The 18742-nt window shown below is 39.6% G+C and carries 15 protein-coding genes; 7 read left to right on the forward strand and 8 right to left on the reverse strand.

What is annotated here, in order from left to right; genetic code table 11:
• The 6 genes from ABE099_RS04055 to ABE099_RS04080 all read right to left on the reverse strand — a co-directional run bounded on the left by ABE099_RS04055 (nt 1) and on the right by ABE099_RS04080 (nt 7554).
• Entirely contained in the window at nt 1-876 is an 876-nt protein-coding gene (locus ABE099_RS04055) for a sugar phosphate isomerase/epimerase family protein (RefSeq protein WP_430027611.1), read from the reverse strand.
• Nucleotides 873-1577 (reverse strand): rhamnogalacturonan acetylesterase, encoded by a 705-nt coding sequence (locus ABE099_RS04060; RefSeq protein WP_430027613.1) that lies wholly within the window; start codon nt 1575-1577, stop codon nt 873-875. Before ABE099_RS04060 ends, ABE099_RS04055 begins: the two co-directional genes overlap by 4 nt.
• Nucleotides 1578-1863: 286 nt before the next feature.
• Nucleotides 1864-3261: a glucuronate isomerase gene (uxaC, locus tag ABE099_RS04065; RefSeq protein ID WP_430027615.1), complete on the reverse strand. Its 1398-nt coding sequence runs from the start codon at nt 3259-3261 to the stop codon at nt 1864-1866.
• A gap of 51 nt (nt 3262-3312) precedes the next feature.
• Nucleotides 3313-4800: a UxaA family hydrolase gene (locus ABE099_RS04070; RefSeq protein ID WP_430027617.1), complete on the reverse strand. Its 1488-nt coding sequence runs from the start codon at nt 4798-4800 to the stop codon at nt 3313-3315.
• Between the two features lie 2 nt (nt 4801-4802).
• A complete protein-coding gene (locus tag ABE099_RS04075) occupies nt 4803-6221 on the reverse strand; it encodes a tagaturonate reductase (RefSeq protein ID WP_430027619.1) in 1419 nt (472 codons plus the stop codon).
• Between the two features lie 337 nt (nt 6222-6558).
• Nucleotides 6559-7554: a LacI family DNA-binding transcriptional regulator gene (locus tag ABE099_RS04080; RefSeq protein WP_430027621.1), complete on the reverse strand. Its 996-nt coding sequence runs from the start codon at nt 7552-7554 to the stop codon at nt 6559-6561.
• Nucleotides 7555-7718: 164 nt separating this feature from the next.
• Between ABE099_RS04080 and ABE099_RS04085 the strand changes: the two genes are divergently transcribed.
• Complete coding sequence (locus ABE099_RS04085; protein WP_430027623.1) at nt 7719-9962, forward strand: helix-turn-helix domain-containing protein; 2244 nt, start codon at nt 7719-7721, stop codon at nt 9960-9962.
• A 41-nt stretch (nt 9963-10003) separates the two neighbouring features.
• On the opposite strand, the gene ABE099_RS04090 is transcribed toward ABE099_RS04085, so the two are convergent.
• Complete coding sequence (locus ABE099_RS04090; RefSeq protein ID WP_430027625.1) at nt 10004-10888, reverse strand: carbohydrate ABC transporter permease; 885 nt, start codon at nt 10886-10888, stop codon at nt 10004-10006.
• A 279-nt stretch (nt 10889-11167) separates the two neighbouring features.
• Here ABE099_RS04090 and ABE099_RS04095 point away from each other — a divergent pair, with 279 nt between their 5' ends.
• The 6 genes from ABE099_RS04095 (at nt 11168) to ABE099_RS04120 (ending at nt 18459) form a co-directional block, all read left to right on the forward strand.
• Nucleotides 11168-12139, forward strand: coding sequence for an ABC transporter permease (locus tag ABE099_RS04095; RefSeq protein ID WP_430027627.1), 972 nt, complete (start codon nt 11168-11170; stop codon nt 12137-12139).
• A 43-nt stretch (nt 12140-12182) separates the two neighbouring features.
• Nucleotides 12183-13694 (forward strand): extracellular solute-binding protein, encoded by a 1512-nt coding sequence (locus tag ABE099_RS04100; RefSeq protein WP_430027629.1) that lies wholly within the window; start codon nt 12183-12185, stop codon nt 13692-13694.
• Nucleotides 13695-13893: 199 nt separating this feature from the next.
• Entirely contained in the window at nt 13894-15081 is a 1188-nt protein-coding gene (locus ABE099_RS04105) for a glycoside hydrolase family 88/105 protein (RefSeq protein WP_430027631.1), read from the forward strand.
• Nucleotides 15059-16432 (forward strand): glycoside hydrolase family 28 protein, encoded by a 1374-nt coding sequence (locus ABE099_RS04110; RefSeq protein ID WP_430027633.1) that lies wholly within the window; start codon nt 15059-15061, stop codon nt 16430-16432. Before ABE099_RS04105 ends, ABE099_RS04110 begins: the two co-directional genes overlap by 23 nt.
• A gap of 51 nt (nt 16433-16483) precedes the next feature.
• Nucleotides 16484-17368, forward strand: coding sequence for a dienelactone hydrolase family protein (locus ABE099_RS04115; protein WP_430027635.1), 885 nt, complete (start codon nt 16484-16486; stop codon nt 17366-17368).
• Nucleotides 17369-17433: 65 nt separating this feature from the next.
• Nucleotides 17434-18459, forward strand: coding sequence for a pectinesterase family protein (locus ABE099_RS04120; protein WP_430030446.1), 1026 nt, complete (start codon nt 17434-17436; stop codon nt 18457-18459).
• On the opposite strand, the gene ABE099_RS04125 is transcribed toward ABE099_RS04120, so the two are convergent.
• A complete protein-coding gene (locus tag ABE099_RS04125) occupies nt 18456-18719 on the reverse strand; it encodes a DUF6809 family protein (protein WP_430027637.1) in 264 nt (87 codons plus the stop codon). The genes ABE099_RS04120 and ABE099_RS04125 overlap by 4 nt on opposite strands.
• Nucleotides 18720-18742: the final 23 nt, after the last annotated feature.

The following is an 18742-nucleotide window of genomic DNA, read 5'->3' on the forward strand; positions in this document are numbered from 1 at the left end:
TCACAATGCTTCATATCTCTCTTGAAGAAAATTGATACTGTCTGCTAATGAAGCTTCAGGTGTACTTTCAATGAGTCCAACTAGGTTGGGCTTTTTATATTTCATGTATTTGAGTACTGGGTCAAAGTTTAGCAACCCTTCTCCAACAGGAACAAAAATAACTTTGCCATCTTTAACAATAAAGTCTTTTAAATGAATGATAGCTATTGCTGGATCTAATAACGCTATAGCTTTTTCAAACAATGACGCTTGCTCTACATAATTGCTAGGTGTTATTAAATTTGCGCAGTCTAAAATGATTTTAAGGTGTTCTGAATTCAGTTTATGCACCAGCTCATGTGCCAGCTCTGCGGTATATAAAGGATGATTGACGCCAGGCTCAATGCCTACCATCACATTATGCTTTTCTGCTTCTTTAACCATTTGCTTAACAGCCTTAATCACAGCAGTAAAGGCTTCCGCTGTAAAGTTCTCTTCACAGTAGCCTTTTCCAATACTTCCTGTTTCGGTGCCGACCATTGTTGCACCCAATGTAGAACAGAGCTGAATATTCAATTTGAATGCATCTATTGCTTCTTTTTGCTTGTTCTTGTCTGGATGGACAATGTTAACATAACAACCTAAAACCTCGATTTCCAAACCTGCTTGCTTAAAAGCCTCACCATATCGTTGTGCTAGTTCAGTATTTAACGCTAGGGGAGAGGGCACTTCTTGTGGAAACGACTTAGCAGCAGCGAACTGAATATGTTGTAGTGAAAAATCACTTAATTTGTGAATTAATTCACTTATATTATTGCATTTCAAATCATGTGCTCTTACTCCAAGCTGAAGCCTAGACGGGTTAGATGGAGGGGAAAAGGATTTGATTTCGCTCATACGTTAATCAGCTCCTGTTGTATATACTGTTGTAAATCCACAAGTTGGTCATTTTGCATAATCGCAGTGATTACAAGCTTAGCAATTTGTCTTGCACCATCCAATGAAAAATGTGTATTATCTGTAATCCCACCAGGATAATTGGGATGTTGAAGAGGACCTAAATGCATAAACAATTGCTTATTAGCGACTTTACCTAATTGGCAATAAAGCTGTTGCGAAGCAGTAAAAATATCTAATAAGGCTGTATTCGTAGCAACCGCAACTTCCCTAGCCACCTTTGGATATTCACCTACTGCCTCTGGATCAAGCTCTCCAGCCTCATTATATTTGCGTCGACTTACAGAAGTTAGAAGGACAGGGATGGCGTGATGGCGGTGTGCAGCCTCTATAAAATGAAGTAAATTTTGACTATATTGAGTATAAGGGTGGGTATAACGTGTCGGGTCCTCCTTTTTTTGATCGTTATGACCAAACTGAATAAAGAGATAGTCACCCGGTTTCATACATTTTTCAATATAATCCAGTCGATTTTCTGCTAAAAAGGATTTTGTACTTCTTCCGTTAATCGCGTGATTTTCAACACGAAGCTGACAACCAAAATAAGGCTGCAAAAACTCTCCCCATCCAGCCATTGGTTTTTCAGCTCCCCCCTTAATTGCCGCGGTAGAGTCTCCAGCGATAAACAATGTAGGTTGCATTCTACTAAACCTTCCTTTCTCCATTATATGTGTTATGACCATTATGATGGCTTCCTGTCAGCCACTAATCCTAAGTTGAGACCTTTTTATTGAAGTCTATTTACGAAGGGAATTTGATTTTAAGAGACAACCTTCAAATCTCTCTGTCTCTTCGCTAGTTTGAGCTAGCGGTCAAGCACTGTTTTCAAAATTGAGCCTCTCTATCCAAATAAATTTTAAATAATGGAGAGGGGAAATGAGAAAAATGAAGCAGAACTTCCCCATCTCCCATCTTACTCATCCTATTTTATTTTTGCGGAAATCCGAAATAGCTTGCTGCGTTTTTATAAGCAATATGTTCGACCATCGAACCTAACATCGCTGTATCATTCGGAACTTCTCCCCGTTCAGTCCATTCACCAATTAACTCACATAATACGCGGCGGAAATATTCATGTCTGGTGTAAGATAAAAAGCTACGGGAGTCAGTTAACATACCAACAAAATGGTGTAATGTACTCTGCTCCGCAAACATTGTTAATTGCTCGCGCATTCCTTTGCGAGTATCGTTAAACCACCAACCAGAACCAAGCTGGATTTTGGCTTTGCTATCCCGTTGATGACAACCCATTAATGTGAGTAGTGTCGGATAGTCTTTTGAATTTAACGAATACAGAATAGTTTGCGGCAAGCCTTGCTCGCTTTCAGCACGGTCTAAAAGCTTAGATAACGAGATCGCAAGCGGTAAATCATTGATACCGTCAAAACCTGTATCTGGTCCTAATGTCTGGAGCATCGGTGTATTGTTGTTACGAAGCGCATGGATATGTAGCTGCATTGTCCAGCCTTTTTGTTCATAAAAACCAATGAGTGCTGTCAATAATTCTGTGCGGTAAGTTGCAATTTCTTGAGGTGTGAGGTCTTGACCCGCTAATTTTTTGCTGAAAATTTGCTCAACTTCATCGGCTGATCCTGCTTGATATTGCAATACATCTAAGGCATGGTCGGACAGACGGCAACCCATACTATGAAAGAAATCAACACGTTGCTCAAGCGCAGATAATAACCTCGAATAGGATGTAATCGTTTGCTTAGACGCTTGCTCTAAGGATTGAATCCAGGAAGTGAAGGCAGGTGCATCAATATTCAAGGCTTTATCAGGACGGAAGGTGGGTAATACCGTAAAGGCATCCTCCTCCTGCTGCAAAAGCTGATGATAACGTAAATCATCGATAGGGTCATCGGTTGTACAAATGATTTTAACGCCAGATGCACGAATAAGACTACGACGCGTAAACTCCTTTGTTGCTAACTTTTGATTTACCTGCTCCCAGATTTGAGGTGCGGTGTTTTCATTTAATAGGGTGTCAACGCCAAAGAAGCGGCGAAGCTCCAGATGTGTCCAGCTATATAATGGATTGCCCAGCGTATAGGGAATTGTTCCCGCCCATGCAACAAACTTGTCGTAATCTGGAGCATCCCCTGTAATATGAGACTCAGGCACACCATTTGCCCGCATAAGACGCCATTTATAATGATCGCCAGCTAGCCAAGCCTCGGTAATGTTAGCAAAATTTTTGTCCTCATAAATCTCTTTTGGATCAAGGTGACAATGGTAATCGATAATTGGCATTTTTTTAGCATAATCGTGGAATAACACTTTAGCTGTATCTGTGGTTAACAAAAAGTCATCGTTCAAAAACATGAATATCGTCTCCCTATGAAATAAAATTGCAGTTTCCTTTTTAAAAATAACCTACAGCGTCACACCTGTTTTAAAAATCGCAAGCTCACGCACGTCATTTTGTTCATTGCGGGTTGGTTTTCCGCTAGCTACCTCGATAATATATTCGATAAACTGTTCAAGCACCTCCTCCATCGGCGTTTCTAGTAAGGTTCCGGCATTAAAATCCATCCAATGCTGCTTGTTATTGTAAATTTGATTGTTCGTCGCTACTTTTATTGTCGGAACAAAGCTACCAAATGGAGTGCCGCGACCTGTCGTAAACAATACAAGATGGCAATCGCTTGCCGCTAAAGCTGAGGAAGCTACGAGATCATTGCCTGGTGCCTGCAATAGGCTTAATCCTTTTTTGCGCAATTTCTCTCCATATTGCAATACGTCAACAACAGGTGCAGTTCCTGCTTTTTGTGTACAACCTAATGATTTATCTTCTAACGTGCTGATTCCGCCAGCCTTGTTACCAGGGGAGGGGTTTTCATATACAGGTTCGCCGTAAGATAAAAAGTATTGTTTAAAATTGTTAATGAGTGCGACGATTTGCTCAAATACCTCTTTATTTTCTGCACGTGCCATAAGCATTTTTTCTGCGCCAAACATTTCTGGGACTTCCGTTAATACGGTTGTTCCGCCTTGAGAGATGAGGAAATCTGAAAATGCACCTAATAATGGATTTGCAGTTATGCCTGAAAAGCCGTCTGATCCACCACACTTTAAACCAACATTAAGCTCACATAATGGAACAGGCTCACGCTTATCATTGATTGCTGCCTCATAAATTTCATCTAATAGCTCAAGCCCTGCCTCGACCTCGTTCCCAACCTCTTGAGCAACTAAAAATTTCACCCTGCTCTCGTCAAATTCACCAAGCACTTCTTTAAACTCTGCGACGATATTATTTTCACAGCCTAATCCAAATACGAGTACGCCCCCTGCATTAGGATGATGAACAGCGTCAAGCAAAATGCTGCGCGTCATTTGGTGGTCATCACCAAGCTGTGAGCAACCGTAAGGGTGCTTGAGGATCGTAATATTGTCAAAGCTACCTAAATCGGTATACTTTTGCTTGAATTGTTGAAGCATTAGCTCGGCAACACCGTTTACACAGCCAACCGTAGGTACAATGTATAAATCATTACGAATACCTACCTTGCCATTTGCTCGACGATAGCCTTGAAAGAACAAGTCTCTTTTTGGATACTTTACAGGGTGGAGCTCTGGCACATATTCATATTGCTCTTCACCTGCAAGGTTTGTTTTTACGTTGTGCGTATGCACCCATTCACCTTGTGCAATTAGTTCCGTTGCATGTCCAATAGGATATCCGTATTTTATCACTGATGCCTCAGCCTTAATGGGCTCTAATGCAAATTTGTGACCTTGAGGAATATCTTGGAGCGCTGTAATTGTAACCTCATCTACCACAACCCTTGTGCCTGCTGAAATAGGGGAGAGGGCAACAGCTACATTATCTCTTTCGTTCATTTTTATGAATTGCCGCATGTTTACACCTCCACTTGAAGTTGTTGTTGTAATACCTTTCGACTGCCTAATTGCACCAGATTCGTGATGTGAGCTTCAATACTTGTGACTAGGTTCGGTAAAGTAGTAAGATCCATTCCCCACAGTGTCGAATTAGAAAGTAATGCCTGTATCGGGGATGGATTACCCCAAGCCTCATCAAAAATAGCGATCACATCATCTCCATCTTGCCTTGAGATTACGTCTCCACGATAGCTGAGCAAAAGTGCTGCAAATGCGAGTGTAAGCAGGGATGGTAGTTGTTTTTTTGTAGCTTCATATCGCAAAAGGATGGGTAGTAAACGAGCTTTGAATTTAGAAATACTATTTAAAGAGATTGAAGTTAGCTCATGACGAACAAAAGGATTGCAAAAACGTTCCTGTACAGCTTTGGCGTAAGCTTGTAATTGCTCTTGTGGTAAATCCAGCATAGGAATAAGCTCTTCTTCGATCAGCCTTTGTACAAATAAAGAAAACGTATCATCCTTCATTACATCCTCCACCGTTTGAAGCCCTGCTAGTAGAGCTAGGGGAACCATGGCGGTATGTGGACCATTAAGCAAATGAACCTTACGCTCACGATAAGGTGTCATGTCGTCTGTAACAACAACATTTAAACCTGCTTCTGCTAGTGGCAATTGCGCTTTAAGGGAGGAAGGACCTTCAATCACCCAAAATAAGAAGGGCTCTGCCATCACCATCAGCTTGTCATGATACCCTAGCTGTGCTTCCACCTCAGTGGCAGTATCTCTTGGATAGCCAGGGACGATACGATCTACCAAGCTACAGCAAAATGTGTTTTCTTGCTCCAGCCAAGTCACAAAACCTTCTCCAAGCTGCCAAACCTCCGCGTATTTTAATACAATTTCTTTTAGCTTTTCACCGTTGCGGTCAATAAGCTCACAAGGTATAATCGTAAATCCGGCTTTACCTAGCTTATAACGTGTATGAAGCAAAGCTGTGAGCTTCGCTGGAAAACTACGTGGTGGAGTATCATTAAGCTGGTCTGTTGGATCATAGGTAATTCCTGCTTCCGTTGTGTTCGATGTAATAAACTCTAGCTCATCTTGCTCAGCTAAAGCTAAAAATGCGTCATAATCTGTATATGGATTTAAACAGCGGCTTACACTTGTTATAATTTCATGACTGTCAACGGTATCACCATTTTCAATACCTTTAAGCAAAATCGTATAAAGCTGGTCTTGCTCCGCCAGCATATCGGCTAATCCACGTTCAATCGGCTGAACTAATACAGCACTGCCATTGAATAAATTTTGCTTATTCATTTGATGAAGCTGCCAATCCACAAATGCACGCATAAAATTACCTTCACCAAATTGGATCACACGCTCTGGAAATTGAGGAAGATGAGGAAAAGTGCTTCTAGATAATGATTTAGCCATCAACTTTGTCTCCTTTTATGGCTCAAAGCAATAATCAGTACTAGACAATCTATGAAGTAAGAGGCTACGTAGCAGGGAGTGGCTTCAACCGCTGTTAAGGTCCCAATTTCTTTATAGCATGTGTTGAAATGATGAAATTGTGACCTTAAAGGCGGACGCGTTCGCTTCTCCACCATCTCCCTGCTCCTTCGCTTCGTTGGCTTATTGTCAAGTACCGATTCTTTAGTTGAGCCATTTTTTATAGTCATAACTTAGTTCATAATTATAAAAATCAAGTTAATGCACACGTTAACATTTTTGATTAAATATAAACGGTTGACTAAGCCAAACGTAAACGCTATAGCTGTGCAACCGTCTCCCGAATCCGAAGTGAAGTTTTAACAAATAGCTGAGTAGGAATTGTACGTGAATCGCTCATTAATTCAATGAGTTTTTTAGTGCCAAGCTCGCTGATGTCGATGATTGGCTTGCGAATCGTAGTTAAGGCTGGATTGCAATAGGGTGCAAACATAATGTCATCAAACCCAATAATGGAGATTTGCTGAGGAACTGAGATGCCGTTACCATAACAAGCCTTCATTGCCCCAATTGCCATATCATCATTACTGCAAAATACAAGTGTAGGCGGGGAGTGAAGGGATAATAGCTGCTGCATCGCGACCTTTCCGCTTTCCATGCTATAATCTCCTGACACAAAGTAGGCTGGATTTAACGGAATTTGATGGTACATTAGTCCATCCATAAACCCTTGCTTCCGTTCAATCGAAGATTTAAAGCCAACTTTGCCTTCAATGATTGCACATCGCGTATGACCTTGCGAAATGGCATAACTCATTGCTTCCTTAACTCCATCCCGATCATTTGCGGTCACATTCATAATGTTATAATCCTCAAGCTGACGATTAACTACAACCATCGGAATTCCGCAGCGTTTTACATGGTAAATGAAATCGTTATCGGCATCACTTTGACTCATCACAAGAATGCCATCAAAGCGTTGGGGGACGATGGTATCCAGGTTATGAATACTATCGATTCCGTTAACGGATAAATTGTAGTTTTCATCTAGCACATGGTTGATGCCCTTAATGACATCCACGAGAAAGCTTGCGGTTGTTCCTTGCTCGATACTGGAAAAGAAAAGACCAATCGTATAGGACTTTTTGGTGACTAAGCTTTTAGCACTGTAGTTTGGCACATAATTTAATTCCTCAGCGATTTTGGCGATACGATCACGCGTGTCCTTCTTAATTAGCGGATTCCCGTTTAATGCTCTTGAGACTGTCGTATGCGACACACCGGCTACCCGAGCAATGTCTTTGATGGTAACCATAATTAATCTCCTTTAGCAATCTAAATGTTAACGATTTCATTGTAATGCTAAAACACAGTTAAATCAAGTAAATTTTAAAATGCACACGTTAAAAAAATCATTGCAAACTTAAAATTGAAAGCGCTATAATTGGGAATGATTACATATTTTAAAGGGGGATGAGGATGAGAAAAGGAATGATGTTTTATAAAATCTTTATTCCAATCACAATATTGGGAATAGGGCTAGTGGCGACACTAGGAAGCTACATTTACATTAGTACCTCTAATTCAGTGATTGAAAAGGTGGCTAGCACGAAGCAAAGCTATATTACACAAATTAAAAATAACCTCGAGCAAAAAATTAGAACGATAGAATACGCCTTTAATACTTATAGTACAACAAGCTCGTTTCAAGAGGTTGTCAACAACCCAATAACAGAGCAGGATTTTAGCGCTTATCGCAACGTAAATACGCAATTAAATTATATTGCTACGATGGGGCTAGAACAAACACAATATACTTTAATTAGCTTAGAAAAAAATTGGAAAATATCTGATGGGAAACTAACTCACTTAACAGAGAATGACAAAGAGGCTTTATATCACAATTATATCAAACAAAAAGATCGAGGACTGTTTTGGACAAAAAGTAAGACAGGGATTCGATTTGTTAATGTGTTACCTGCTTTTTCGTTCAAAAAACAAGCGATTGCTTTATCGGATATTTCCAAACAAACGTTAGACCAAATGATTCGAAGTGATGAAAATTCAGATGTTTTTATTTTAGATCAACAAGGACAACTCCTTTATGAGACTACGCCTGCTGACACCCTAAATATTGGGGCAATGATTCCCTCTCTATTGGAGCAGGATTTAACCGAAAATCATTCAGGAATAATAACCTTGAAATATAAAGAGCAATCCGCACAAATTTTATACGCAAAGTCAGCTTATAATCATTGGATTTATATTACGTTATTGAACCCACATGAAATTACAGAAGCTTTACAAGTGACAAGATATGGGCTCGTAATTATGGGCTTGCTCGTTACGTTACTGGTCGTTATCATTGCTTATTTTACGGCGATTCATTTTACAAAACCAATTCAAAAAATAAAGTCGAGTTTACCTCATAATCTTGTAGCTGCAACTTCAACTAAAAATGAAATAGAATGGATTCTTTCTTCGATTGATCATATTGTGACGGAAAAGGAAAGCCTTGAGCATATGATTGAAGCGGAGATGCCACAATTGGAAACCCAATTTATTTTAAACTTATTTAGGAATCGGATGTCATCTAAGGAAATTGCCTATAAAATGCCGCGTTTTGGATATGAGCATTGGGATCAAAAAAAATATGCAGTGATGCTCATTCAGCTAGATTCGTATGGCGAGTGGGCAAGCTCAGATCGCGATGTATTGCTACTTGCTGTTAATAAGCTTGTTGAGGAAAAGATTCAGGGTGACCGAAGAATGCTACCTATTATTTTAAATGATTATACGCAAGCTACTATTTTATTTTTTGACGGTGAAGAAGAAGAAAGTCGTAAGCAAATTTTGGAGGATGCCCAGCTATTAATTGAAAGCGCCAAGGAATATTTAAATTTATCGATTAGCATCGGGATTAGTTCCTTTTATACAAATTTACGCGCTTGTAAGGAAGCTTGTGAAATGGGCAAGCAGGCTTTACGTTATCGGCTTAATCTAGGTAAGGAATCAATTATTTTCTATGAGGACATTAGTGCGATTGTGACGGGTCCTGTTGTTTTATATTATCCAAAAGAAATAGAGTCGCGTATTTTTGATGCAATACGTCTAGGGGATGAACAGCAAGCCTGTGAGCTAATACCAACACTGTTAGAAAAAATGAGAGATAAAAATAAAAGCTCGATGAATTTTGAGGTTATGCTTGTTCGGTTTGTCAACAATTTGATTCAGCTAGAGCAGTTACTAGGAATGGAAGTGTTAATGCGCCATGATAATGATGCTTTGTATCATCGCTTGTTAGGCATACGTAACCCTGAGGAAATCGAGCGTATGTTAACAGAGCAAGTCATTATTCCAATGGTGCAAAGTATGAAGGAAAAGACGAATGAGCAGTTCAAATGCTTGTCTGAAAAAATAGCAACGATCATTCGCTCTGAATACGATCAGGAATTGTCATTAGAAATGATTGGGGAGCGATTACATTATAATCCAAATTATTTAAGCAGTATTTTTAAAAAGGAATATGGGACAACCTTTAGTGATTATTTAGTGAGCTATCGGCTGGAAATTGCTAAGAAGTGGCTTGTTCAAGGGGATATGACGATTAAAGAAATTGCAGAGCGACTTCAATATCAGAACTCGCAAAATTTTATTCGTTCTTTTCGTAAAAAGGAGCAAATTACACCTGGTATGTATAGAAAACAAAAGCAATCTCAATAGTGAACTGAGATTGCTTTTACAATACAAAATCTTATATTTATTTAGCCCTTCACAGCACCAAGCAATGCACCCTTTGTAAAGTGTTTTTGAACAAACGGATACGCAATCAGCATCGGGATCGTGGCAATTACGATAACTGCCATCTTTACGGTTTGTGCAGGTGGGATCACATCAACAGAGGTGGCTTCCGCTTGCATTCCGCTGGATACGATAACAATTTGTCTTAACAATACTTGAATTGGCCACTTAAGTGAATCGGTAATGTATAAAATCGCGTGCATATATGTGTTCCAATAGGAGACGGCATAAAACAGCGAAATGGTAGCGATTGATGGTAACGCAAGCGGGAGCATAATTTTAAAGAAAACACCAAAATCTGTACATCCATCTATTTTCGCAGATTCCTCAAGGCTTTCAGGCAACGCTTGGAAGAAGTTACGCATAATAATCATATTAAATGCATTAATCGCGACGGGTAATATGAGAGACCAATAGGAATCGATTAACCCTGTGCTTTTTACAACAAGAAACGTAGGAATCATACCACCACTAAATAGCATAGAGAACACAACGATAAAATTAATAGAGTTTCTTCCTAATAAGTACTTACGAGATAATCCATAAGCCATAAGTGCAGTTAATGCCATACTTACGATCGTCCCAATTATAGTTACTCCAATCGAAACGGAAAGTCCTCGAAATATAGTAGGTGTTGACAAAATATAGCGGTAAGCATCAAGTGAAAATGTAGTTGGGAACAAAATGAACTTTTTAGCAACAACCTCTTGGGTTGAAGCAAAGGAGCTTGCGATGATATTTACAAAAGGTAATAAACAAACCAACGCAATGAGTACAAGTAAAGTATGATTCACGATTGTAAAAATTCGACTGCTAAGTGGTTCTTTTTTTCTTAGTGCATGAGCCATGAATAAGCTACCTCCTTGAAATCGTTTACATTTTTAATGTATCAGCAGGACTATGTTCCGTATATAATCAAATCCTTATATGATTTTCAAGGCTGGATAATTGTGGGATAAGAGGGAATAATCATTATCTTTGATATGATCATTAAGCGTGTTGAATTTGTTATAAACCCTTGTAACATAAGGCTTTGTAACCGCTATCATATAATGATTATATACGTAATGCGTCCCTTCTCGTACGCTGATAATGTAATCAGGAATGGATGAAGGAGGCTTAAGAATTTGGAGGGTTCAACAGTTACAGAATTAGTTGCTAAAGTCGACTTAAAGGCAAAAAAAAGAACAGAAAAGCTCCAAAAGTGGCAAGGAATAAAAAGAAATAAATTGTTGTATTTAATGGTTTTGCCGGGTTTTATTTATTTTGTTATTTTTAAATATTTACCAATGGGTGGACTTGTCATTTCGTTTCAGGATTATCAGCCCTTTTTAGGGATTGCTGGCAGTGAGTTTGTAGGCTTTAAGCATTTTATTCGTTTGTTTTCAGAGCCAACGTTTGTGCTGCTGCTTCGCAATACATTAATCCTATTTGCAATGAATATTTTAATTTTTTTCCCGTTACCCATTATTTTATCGCTTATGCTCAACGAGGTCAGACATCGCTTCTTTAAAAATGCAATTCAAACCATCATCTACATACCTCATTTCATGTCATGGGTCATTATCGTTTCGATTTCCTATGTATTCCTAACGGTAGATGGTGGTGTATTTAATGAGATGCTTTCGAGTATTGGCTTACCTAAAATCAGCTTTTTGACTTCACCAGAATGGCTTAGAACCGTCTATATTATGCAAATCATTTGGAAGGAGCTAGGCTGGTCCACCATTATTTATTTGGCAGCGATTACGGTTGTAGATCCTCAATTGTATGAAGCGGCTGAAATGGATGGAGCAGGACGACTCAGAAAAACGTGGCATGTGACTTTACCAGCCATTCGCCCCGTTATTATTACATTATTAATTTTGAAAATTGGAAGTACACTCGATTTAGGCTTTGAACATATGTATCTTTTATTAAATTCCTTAAACCGTGAGGTTGCTGAAATTTTTGATACGTATATTTATACGGCTGGCTTAAAAAATGGACAACTTAGCTTTAGTACTACAGTTGGTTTGTTTAAAGGTTTAGTTGGTCTAATTCTAGTAATAGGTTCAAATAAACTTGCTAAAAAGTTTGGTGAAGATGGCGTTTATTAAATTTATTAAAACTAAAAATTGAAATGAAAGGGAGTCAATTAGTATGAAAAGTATGGGGAAAAAGCTAAGTATATTTGTATTATGTAGCACATTATTGTTAACTGCTTGTGGTGGAGGCAAAAAGGAAGCAGGCCAAAAGGCGGGAGCAGAAACCAATGAGCGGCCAACAATCACTTGGCTAAATGTGCTTCATACTGCATCACCTCCAACAGATACAATCCTAAAAAAGCTAGAGGAGAAAACAAATACAAAAATCCAATTTTCTTGGATACCTGATGCCTCTAAGGAAGAAAGGATTAATACTTCGCTTGCTTCAAACAGCTTAGCAGATATTGTAACTCTAACGGCACTAAGCAACTCTTCCGTTCGTAATGCATTGAAATCTGGGATGTTTTGGGAAGTGGAATCATATTTAAATGAGTTCCCGAATCTCGCCAATATTTCAGAAGATACACGCAAATCTGCTTACATTGGTGGCAAGCTATATGGCATACCTTTTCAAAAGGATTTAGCACGTAATGGTGTGATTATTCGTAAGGACTGGTTAGATAAGCTCAATTTGCCAGTACCCAAAACGACAGATGAGCTGATGGCCGTCGCTAAGGCGTTTACAGAGCAAGACCCAGATGGAAACAATGCTAATGATACAACTGGTTTTATGGATCGTAGTGACCTAATTTATGGCGCATTTAAAACGTTAAGCTCTTATTTTGGAACACCTAACAATTGGCATGTCGATGAAAATGGGAAAATGACCCCAGAGTTTGATACAGAAGCTTATATTAAAACGATGGACTTTATGAAGCAAGCTTATGATAACGGTTACATTAATAAGGATTTTGCAGTAACAGCTAAAACAGATCAACAGCAAAACTTTGCACAGGGCAAAGCGGGAATTTATGTAGGTGCATTAGTGGATGCTAAAAACCTATTGAATATGGCAAAAGGAATTCAAGACAATATGGAGCTTGTTCTAGTGAATGACATTACTTCTACTGGTAATGAAAAAGATAGAGCAATTTGGGCTGCAAACAATGGGATTGGTGGCTTGCTTGCATTTCCAAGATCAGAAGTGAAGGATGAAGCAGAGCTAAAACAAGTGCTTAAATTTGTAAATGATCTTATGGATGAAGATGCGTATCGTCTGATGACCAACGGAATTGAAGGCGTGCATTATAGTATTGATGCAGATAAGGCAGTGACGATTATTGACAATACGTTGTGGCAGCAAGAGGTACAGCCATTCTCGTCTTCAAGACCCAAGGAATATGGCTATGGCATTCATTCAGCTGACCCATTAAAGCAACAATCAGATAAGTTAATTCAAGACAATGCGAAGTATGCAGTGTTAAACCCAGCTTATTCGCTAGAGTCTGAGACTTATAACACACAAGGCTCTGAGCTACAAAAAGAAATTACAGATGCGACCTATAAATATATTCTTGGTAAAGCAGATGTAGCAGCATTTAAAGAAAGTGTAGAAAAGTGGAAAAAGTCAGGTGGTGCGCAAATTATTCAAGAATATGAGGAAGCCTATAGAGCGATTCATAAATAATGCTGAAGAGATGAAACGATAGCAAAAAAGTTTAAGCGAGGTCCAACAAGAGTAGAAATAGTAGATAGAACATTAGGTAGAGTTAGAAGAGATTGGACTAAATGAATTCCCATACTCTATCTCTACCTTTTGACTATCTTTTATCTGTAAGAAGAAGGCGGTTAATCTAAATAATTATGAAAAGGAGTTGACCTCCGCAATGACTAAGGCAATGACTGAGGCATGGTCAGAAAAACTAGCTAAAACTATCATGGAACGCACGCCACGTCTATATGAGGATAAAGTTTATCATGGTAAGTGGTCATATGATTATGGTGTTGTTCTGAACGGATTCCGTTGGTTATGGAACAAAACAGGACGTTCGGAATACCTACAATATATTAAGGATAACATCGATTATTTTGTACAAGAGGATGGTACGATTCGGGGTTATCATTTGGAAGAATATAATATCGACCATATTAATAATGGTAAGCTGCTATTTTTGCTCTATGCAGAAACTGGTCTATCCAAATACAAAGCAGCCGCAGATTTACTAAGAAGTCAACTACAATCCCACCCACGCACGTTGGAGGGCGTTTTTTGGCATAAAAAAATATATCCTTACCAAATCTGGCTTGACGGATTATATATGGGTGCTCCGTTTTATTTAGAGTATCTATTAACCTTTGAGGAAGGTCAAGAGGATGGGGATGCACAGGACATTCATGACAAACTGGGTGATGTAACGAAGCAATTTATTCTTTGTCATAAACATACGAAGGATGCCTATACGGGTTTATTGTACCATGCTTGGGATGAAAAAAAAGTACAGCCTTGGTGTCATAAGGAAACTGGCCTATCTGCTAACTTCTGGGGACGTTCGATGGGGTGGTATGTCATGGCGCTAGTGGATGTTTTGGAGCTTTTACCTGTGACAGACCCTAACTATAACAAGCTTAGAGCCATTTTAAGAGATACGCTTACAAGTGTATGCAAATATCAGGATAGTAAATCAGGTGTATGGTATCAGGTTGTAGATCAAGGCGAACGCAAAGGAAATTATTTAGAGGCTTCCGCCTCCTGTATGATCGCCTATGCAATAGCAAAAGGGATACGACTTGGCTTGCTGGATCATGCATGGAAAACAACTTTGGATAAAGCTTTTGCGGGTATCATTACGGAGTTTGTACTGGAAACTAAAGAAGGCTGGGTTAACCTGAACAAAAATTGTATGGTTGCGGGATTAGGTGGACCTGATCAGCGGGATGGCAGCTTTGCCTATTATATTAGCGAGCCTATCATTTGCAACGATCTCAAAGGTGTAGGGGCATTTTTACAGGCGTGTGTGGAATATGAAAATTTACATGCAAGGGAGAATCTACATGCAAGCATTACAAGTGTTTGATATAACTCATTATGGCGCAACTAGCGATTCAAATAAATTATGTACTGAGGCGATTGCAGGTGCCATCGCTGCGGCAGAGGCAGCAGGTGGGGGAACCGTTTATGTTCCTTCCGGAACGTTTTATACTGGGGCGATTATTTTAAAAAGTAACATTGAGTTGCACCTAAGTCCTGGAGCGATATTATCCTTTAGTACAGACCCTAATCACTATCCTGTCGTAATCTCCAGATGGGAGGGCGTAAAACGTGAAGTTTATGCTTCGTGTATTTATGCTGAGGATGCAGTAAATATATCGATAACAGGTTTTGGTGTGTTAGAGGGGAATGGACAGCCTTGGTGGGATATTTTTCGTAACTCAGTAGATAAATTAGCGTATCCAAGACCTAAAATGATTAGTTTGGATGGCTGCAAGCGGATTACGATTAAAGATGTTACGCTTCGCAACTCGCCAAGCTGGACAGTTCATCCATGTGGCTGCTCCAATGTAACAATTGATAATGTTACCATTTGGAATCCTGCTGATTCCCCCAATACAGATGGAATTAATCCGGAATCGTGTAATAACGTGCGGATTAGCAATTGCCATATTGATGTGGGTGATGACTGCATAGCTATTAAAGCAGGGACAGAGGATACGGCGTATCGTCAAGTCTGTGAGAACATTACGATTACGAATTGCACCATGGTGCATGGGCACGGTGGGGTTGTGCTAGGCAGTGAAATGAGTGGGGATATTCGTAATGTAACGATTAGCAACTGCATATTTAAACAGACGGATAGGGGCATTCGGCTCAAATCCAGACGTGGACGTGGTGGGATGGTCGAGGATATTCGAGTAAGCAATATTGTTATGGAGGATGTCATTTGTCCGTTTATTTTAAACCTGTATTATTTTTGTGGCCCACGTGGCAAAGAAAAATATGTATGGGACAAAAATCCTTATCCGATCACAGAAGAGACGCCTTGCTTTAGACGCATTCATTTTGCAAATATTACGGCACGTCAAGTTCATGCCTCAGCAGGTTTCATCTATGGATTAGCTGAGCTAGCTATTTCCGACATTACCTTTACGGATATTGATATTTCAATGGCAGAGGATGCGGTGCCAGGACGTCCTGCCATGATGACGGGTATTCAGGATATGCATAATCGTGGTTTTTACCTCGGAAATGTTAAGGATATTCGGTTTAATCGCGTTACGATTGAAAATCATGAAGGTGCTGCCTTTTATGTGGAAAATGGAGAAAATGTTGCAGTAATACACTGTGAATCTAAAGGAACACGTCAGCCTGAGGAACTGATTGAACAGGTTAATGTACCTTACGATGCACTGAATCCGATAGAGCAGTAGAAATAGCAGTAGAAAGAGCATTAGAAGGAAGGTAAAAAGATAAGGATGGAAATGATACCATTAGAAAATTTACTTGGTGATCTTCCGCAAAATCAGCCCATTTCAGCCAAACTGTTGCAAAAAACTGAGCAAGAAGGGTATGTGTTAGAAAGCTTAATGCTAGATTTAAACGGGATAGAAAGGGTTCCTGCCTATGTGGCTTTACCGCTTGTAGGGAAGGGGCCCTTCCCTTTAGTTGTATTCAACCATTCTCATGGTGGAAATTATAGTCATGGACGAAAAGAGCTTATCCTAGGTAGTCCATATTTACAGCAGCCTTCGTTTGCAGCAGAGCTAACAGCGATGGGTTATGCGGTATGTTGTATTGATATGTGGGGGTTTAATGAGCGCTCAGGTAAAACTGAAAGTGAGCTTGTAAAAGAAATGTTGTGGCAAGGTAAAGTGTTATGGGGAATGATGCTCTACGATAACATGAGAATGATAGATTATATGATTGGGCGTAGTGATATCGATAATTCCCGTATTGCGACAATTGGAATGTCCATGGGGGGGCTAATGAGTTGGTGGTTAGCTGCATTGGATGAGCGAGTTCAGGTTATTATTGATTTATGTGGGCAGGTGGATGCACATACGTTAATTGCTAAGCGTGGCTTGGATCATCATGGGTTTTATTCTTATGTGCCTAATTTGCTTAAATATTATACAACATTACAAATTCAAGAACGAATTGCGCCAAGACCACGTATGAGTTTAGTTGGTAAGGATGATCGAATGTGCCCAATTGAAGGGGTCAAGCATCTAGCCCAAGGCTTGCAACAGAAATATAAAGAAGCTGGCGTACCAGACCATTTCCAAGCCGTCATTACGACAGGTGGGCATATGGAAACGTTACAAATGAGAGTATTATGGCGGGAGTTTTTGCAGAAGTATTTGTAGTTTGGGAAGAGAAGGAGGAAAGGGGTATGTCAGCAAAGGAAACAACAGAAAGTGAAGGAGAGATATTGCTTGTAGGTCAATCCTCGATTTGTGACTATGAAACCATTCAAGAGGCGATTGATGTGCTGGAACAGCAGTGTGAGCATACAATTAACTCAGCTGTAAAACATACAGTAGAGTCACCAGTAAAACCTGCCGTACTTTATATTATGCAAGGCACTTATGAGGAACAGGTGAGGATTTATCGTTCTCATTTACATATCATTGGCATAGGCAAGGTAACAATTACGGGGAATCGCTACGCTAAAGAAGTGGATCAGCAAGGACAAGAGATCGGAACCTTTGCAACTCCAACTTTTTTTGTTGGAGGTTGTGATGTTATTATCGAAAACTTAGAAATTTGCAATACAGCGGGTCAAGGGAAAGAGATTGGACAAGCGTTAGCCGTATACGCACATGGAGATGAGCTTATTTTCCGTAACTGTATTTTTAGAGGTCATCAGGATACCTTGTTTACAGGGCCACTTCCTCCTGCGCCTAAAAAACAAAGTCATTTTGGGGGTGTGGAGTTAAAGGAGCACCACGTAAGTTATCGTCAATGGTATGATCGCTGTTATATTGAAGGGACGGTTGATTTTATTTTTGGTGGAGCTACCGCTTATTTTGAGCATTGTCAGCTACATAGCTTACGTCATTGCTATGGGGGAGCGGGATATGTGACGGCGGCCTCCACCCCACAAGGTTGTCGTTATGGCTATGTCTTTCAGTCTTGCTATTTGACGGCAGAAGATGGGGTAACGAATGTGTTTCTTGGTCGTCCTTGGCGTGAGTACGCTCAAACGATATTTGTTGATTGCTATATGGGTGAACATATCCATCCTGAAGGATGGCATAACTGGGATGATACCCATAACGAAAAGACTGTAAGGTATAGCGAATACAACAGTAAGCATGTAAATGAAGCTATTAGTTCAAATAGTGAAAATGAGATTGCTACGCGTGTAGCATGGGCTAGTTATGACAAGTCTAATAATGAAGTGTTAACGAAGGAAATGATTTTTGAAGGAACTGAATTTTGGAAAAAGCTTTAGGTTAATGCCTCCACAGTCATTTTTGCACCTAGCTTATACCCCTGTACGAAACAAGCTTTATTTTGCATCGCATGTAGCTCTACCTTCAAATCTAGCATTTGCTCTAGTAATTCAAAGTCCTCAGGACTTAATTTCTTTTTCCACATCTCCATCATGTTAGAGACTTGCCCACTAATGGCTCGATATTGAGGGTCCTCTGGAATAATGTCCTCTTCAGGTGTGATTTTTCCTATGTATAATTGTTCGATTATACTTTTCATAGTAGACCTCTTTTCTGTCCATC

The organism is Paenibacillus turicensis (assembly GCF_050461185.1).
Taxonomy (GTDB): Bacteria; Bacillota; Bacilli; order Paenibacillales; family Paenibacillaceae; genus Fontibacillus; species Fontibacillus turicensis_A.

Bases quoted from the DNA above. Each gene is read 5' to 3' on its own strand.
- ABE099_RS04060 (WP_430027613.1), bottom strand. From the start codon at position 1,577: ATGCAACCTACATTGTTTATCGCTGGAGACTCTACCGCGGCAATTAAG.
- ABE099_RS04110 (WP_430027633.1), top strand. From the start codon at position 15,059: ATGCAAGCATTACAAGTGTTTGATATAACTCATTATGGCGCAACTAGC.
- ABE099_RS04100 (WP_430027629.1), top strand. From the start codon at position 12,183: ATGAAAAGTATGGGGAAAAAGCTAAGTATATTTGTATTATGTAGCACA.
- ABE099_RS04055 (WP_430027611.1), bottom strand. From the start codon at position 876: ATGAGCGAAATCAAATCCTTTTCCCCTCCATCTAACCCGTCTAGGCTT.
- ABE099_RS04090 (WP_430027625.1), bottom strand. From the start codon at position 10,888: ATGGCTCATGCACTAAGAAAAAAAGAACCACTTAGCAGTCGAATTTTT.
- uxaC (WP_430027615.1), bottom strand. From the start codon at position 3,261: ATGTTTTTGAACGATGACTTTTTGTTAACCACAGATACAGCTAAAGTG.
- ABE099_RS04080 (WP_430027621.1), bottom strand. From the start codon at position 7,554: ATGGTTACCATCAAAGACATTGCTCGGGTAGCCGGTGTGTCGCATACG.
- ABE099_RS04125 (WP_430027637.1), bottom strand. From the start codon at position 18,719: ATGAAAAGTATAATCGAACAATTATACATAGGAAAAATCACACCTGAA.
- ABE099_RS04105 (WP_430027631.1), top strand. From the start codon at position 13,894: ATGACTAAGGCAATGACTGAGGCATGGTCAGAAAAACTAGCTAAAACT.
- ABE099_RS04115 (WP_430027635.1), top strand. From the start codon at position 16,484: ATGATACCATTAGAAAATTTACTTGGTGATCTTCCGCAAAATCAGCCC.
- ABE099_RS04070 (WP_430027617.1), bottom strand. From the start codon at position 4,800: ATGCGGCAATTCATAAAAATGAACGAAAGAGATAATGTAGCTGTTGCC.
- ABE099_RS04085 (WP_430027623.1), top strand. From the start codon at position 7,719: ATGAGAAAAGGAATGATGTTTTATAAAATCTTTATTCCAATCACAATA.
- ABE099_RS04075 (WP_430027619.1), bottom strand. From the start codon at position 6,221: ATGGCTAAATCATTATCTAGAAGCACTTTTCCTCATCTTCCTCAATTT.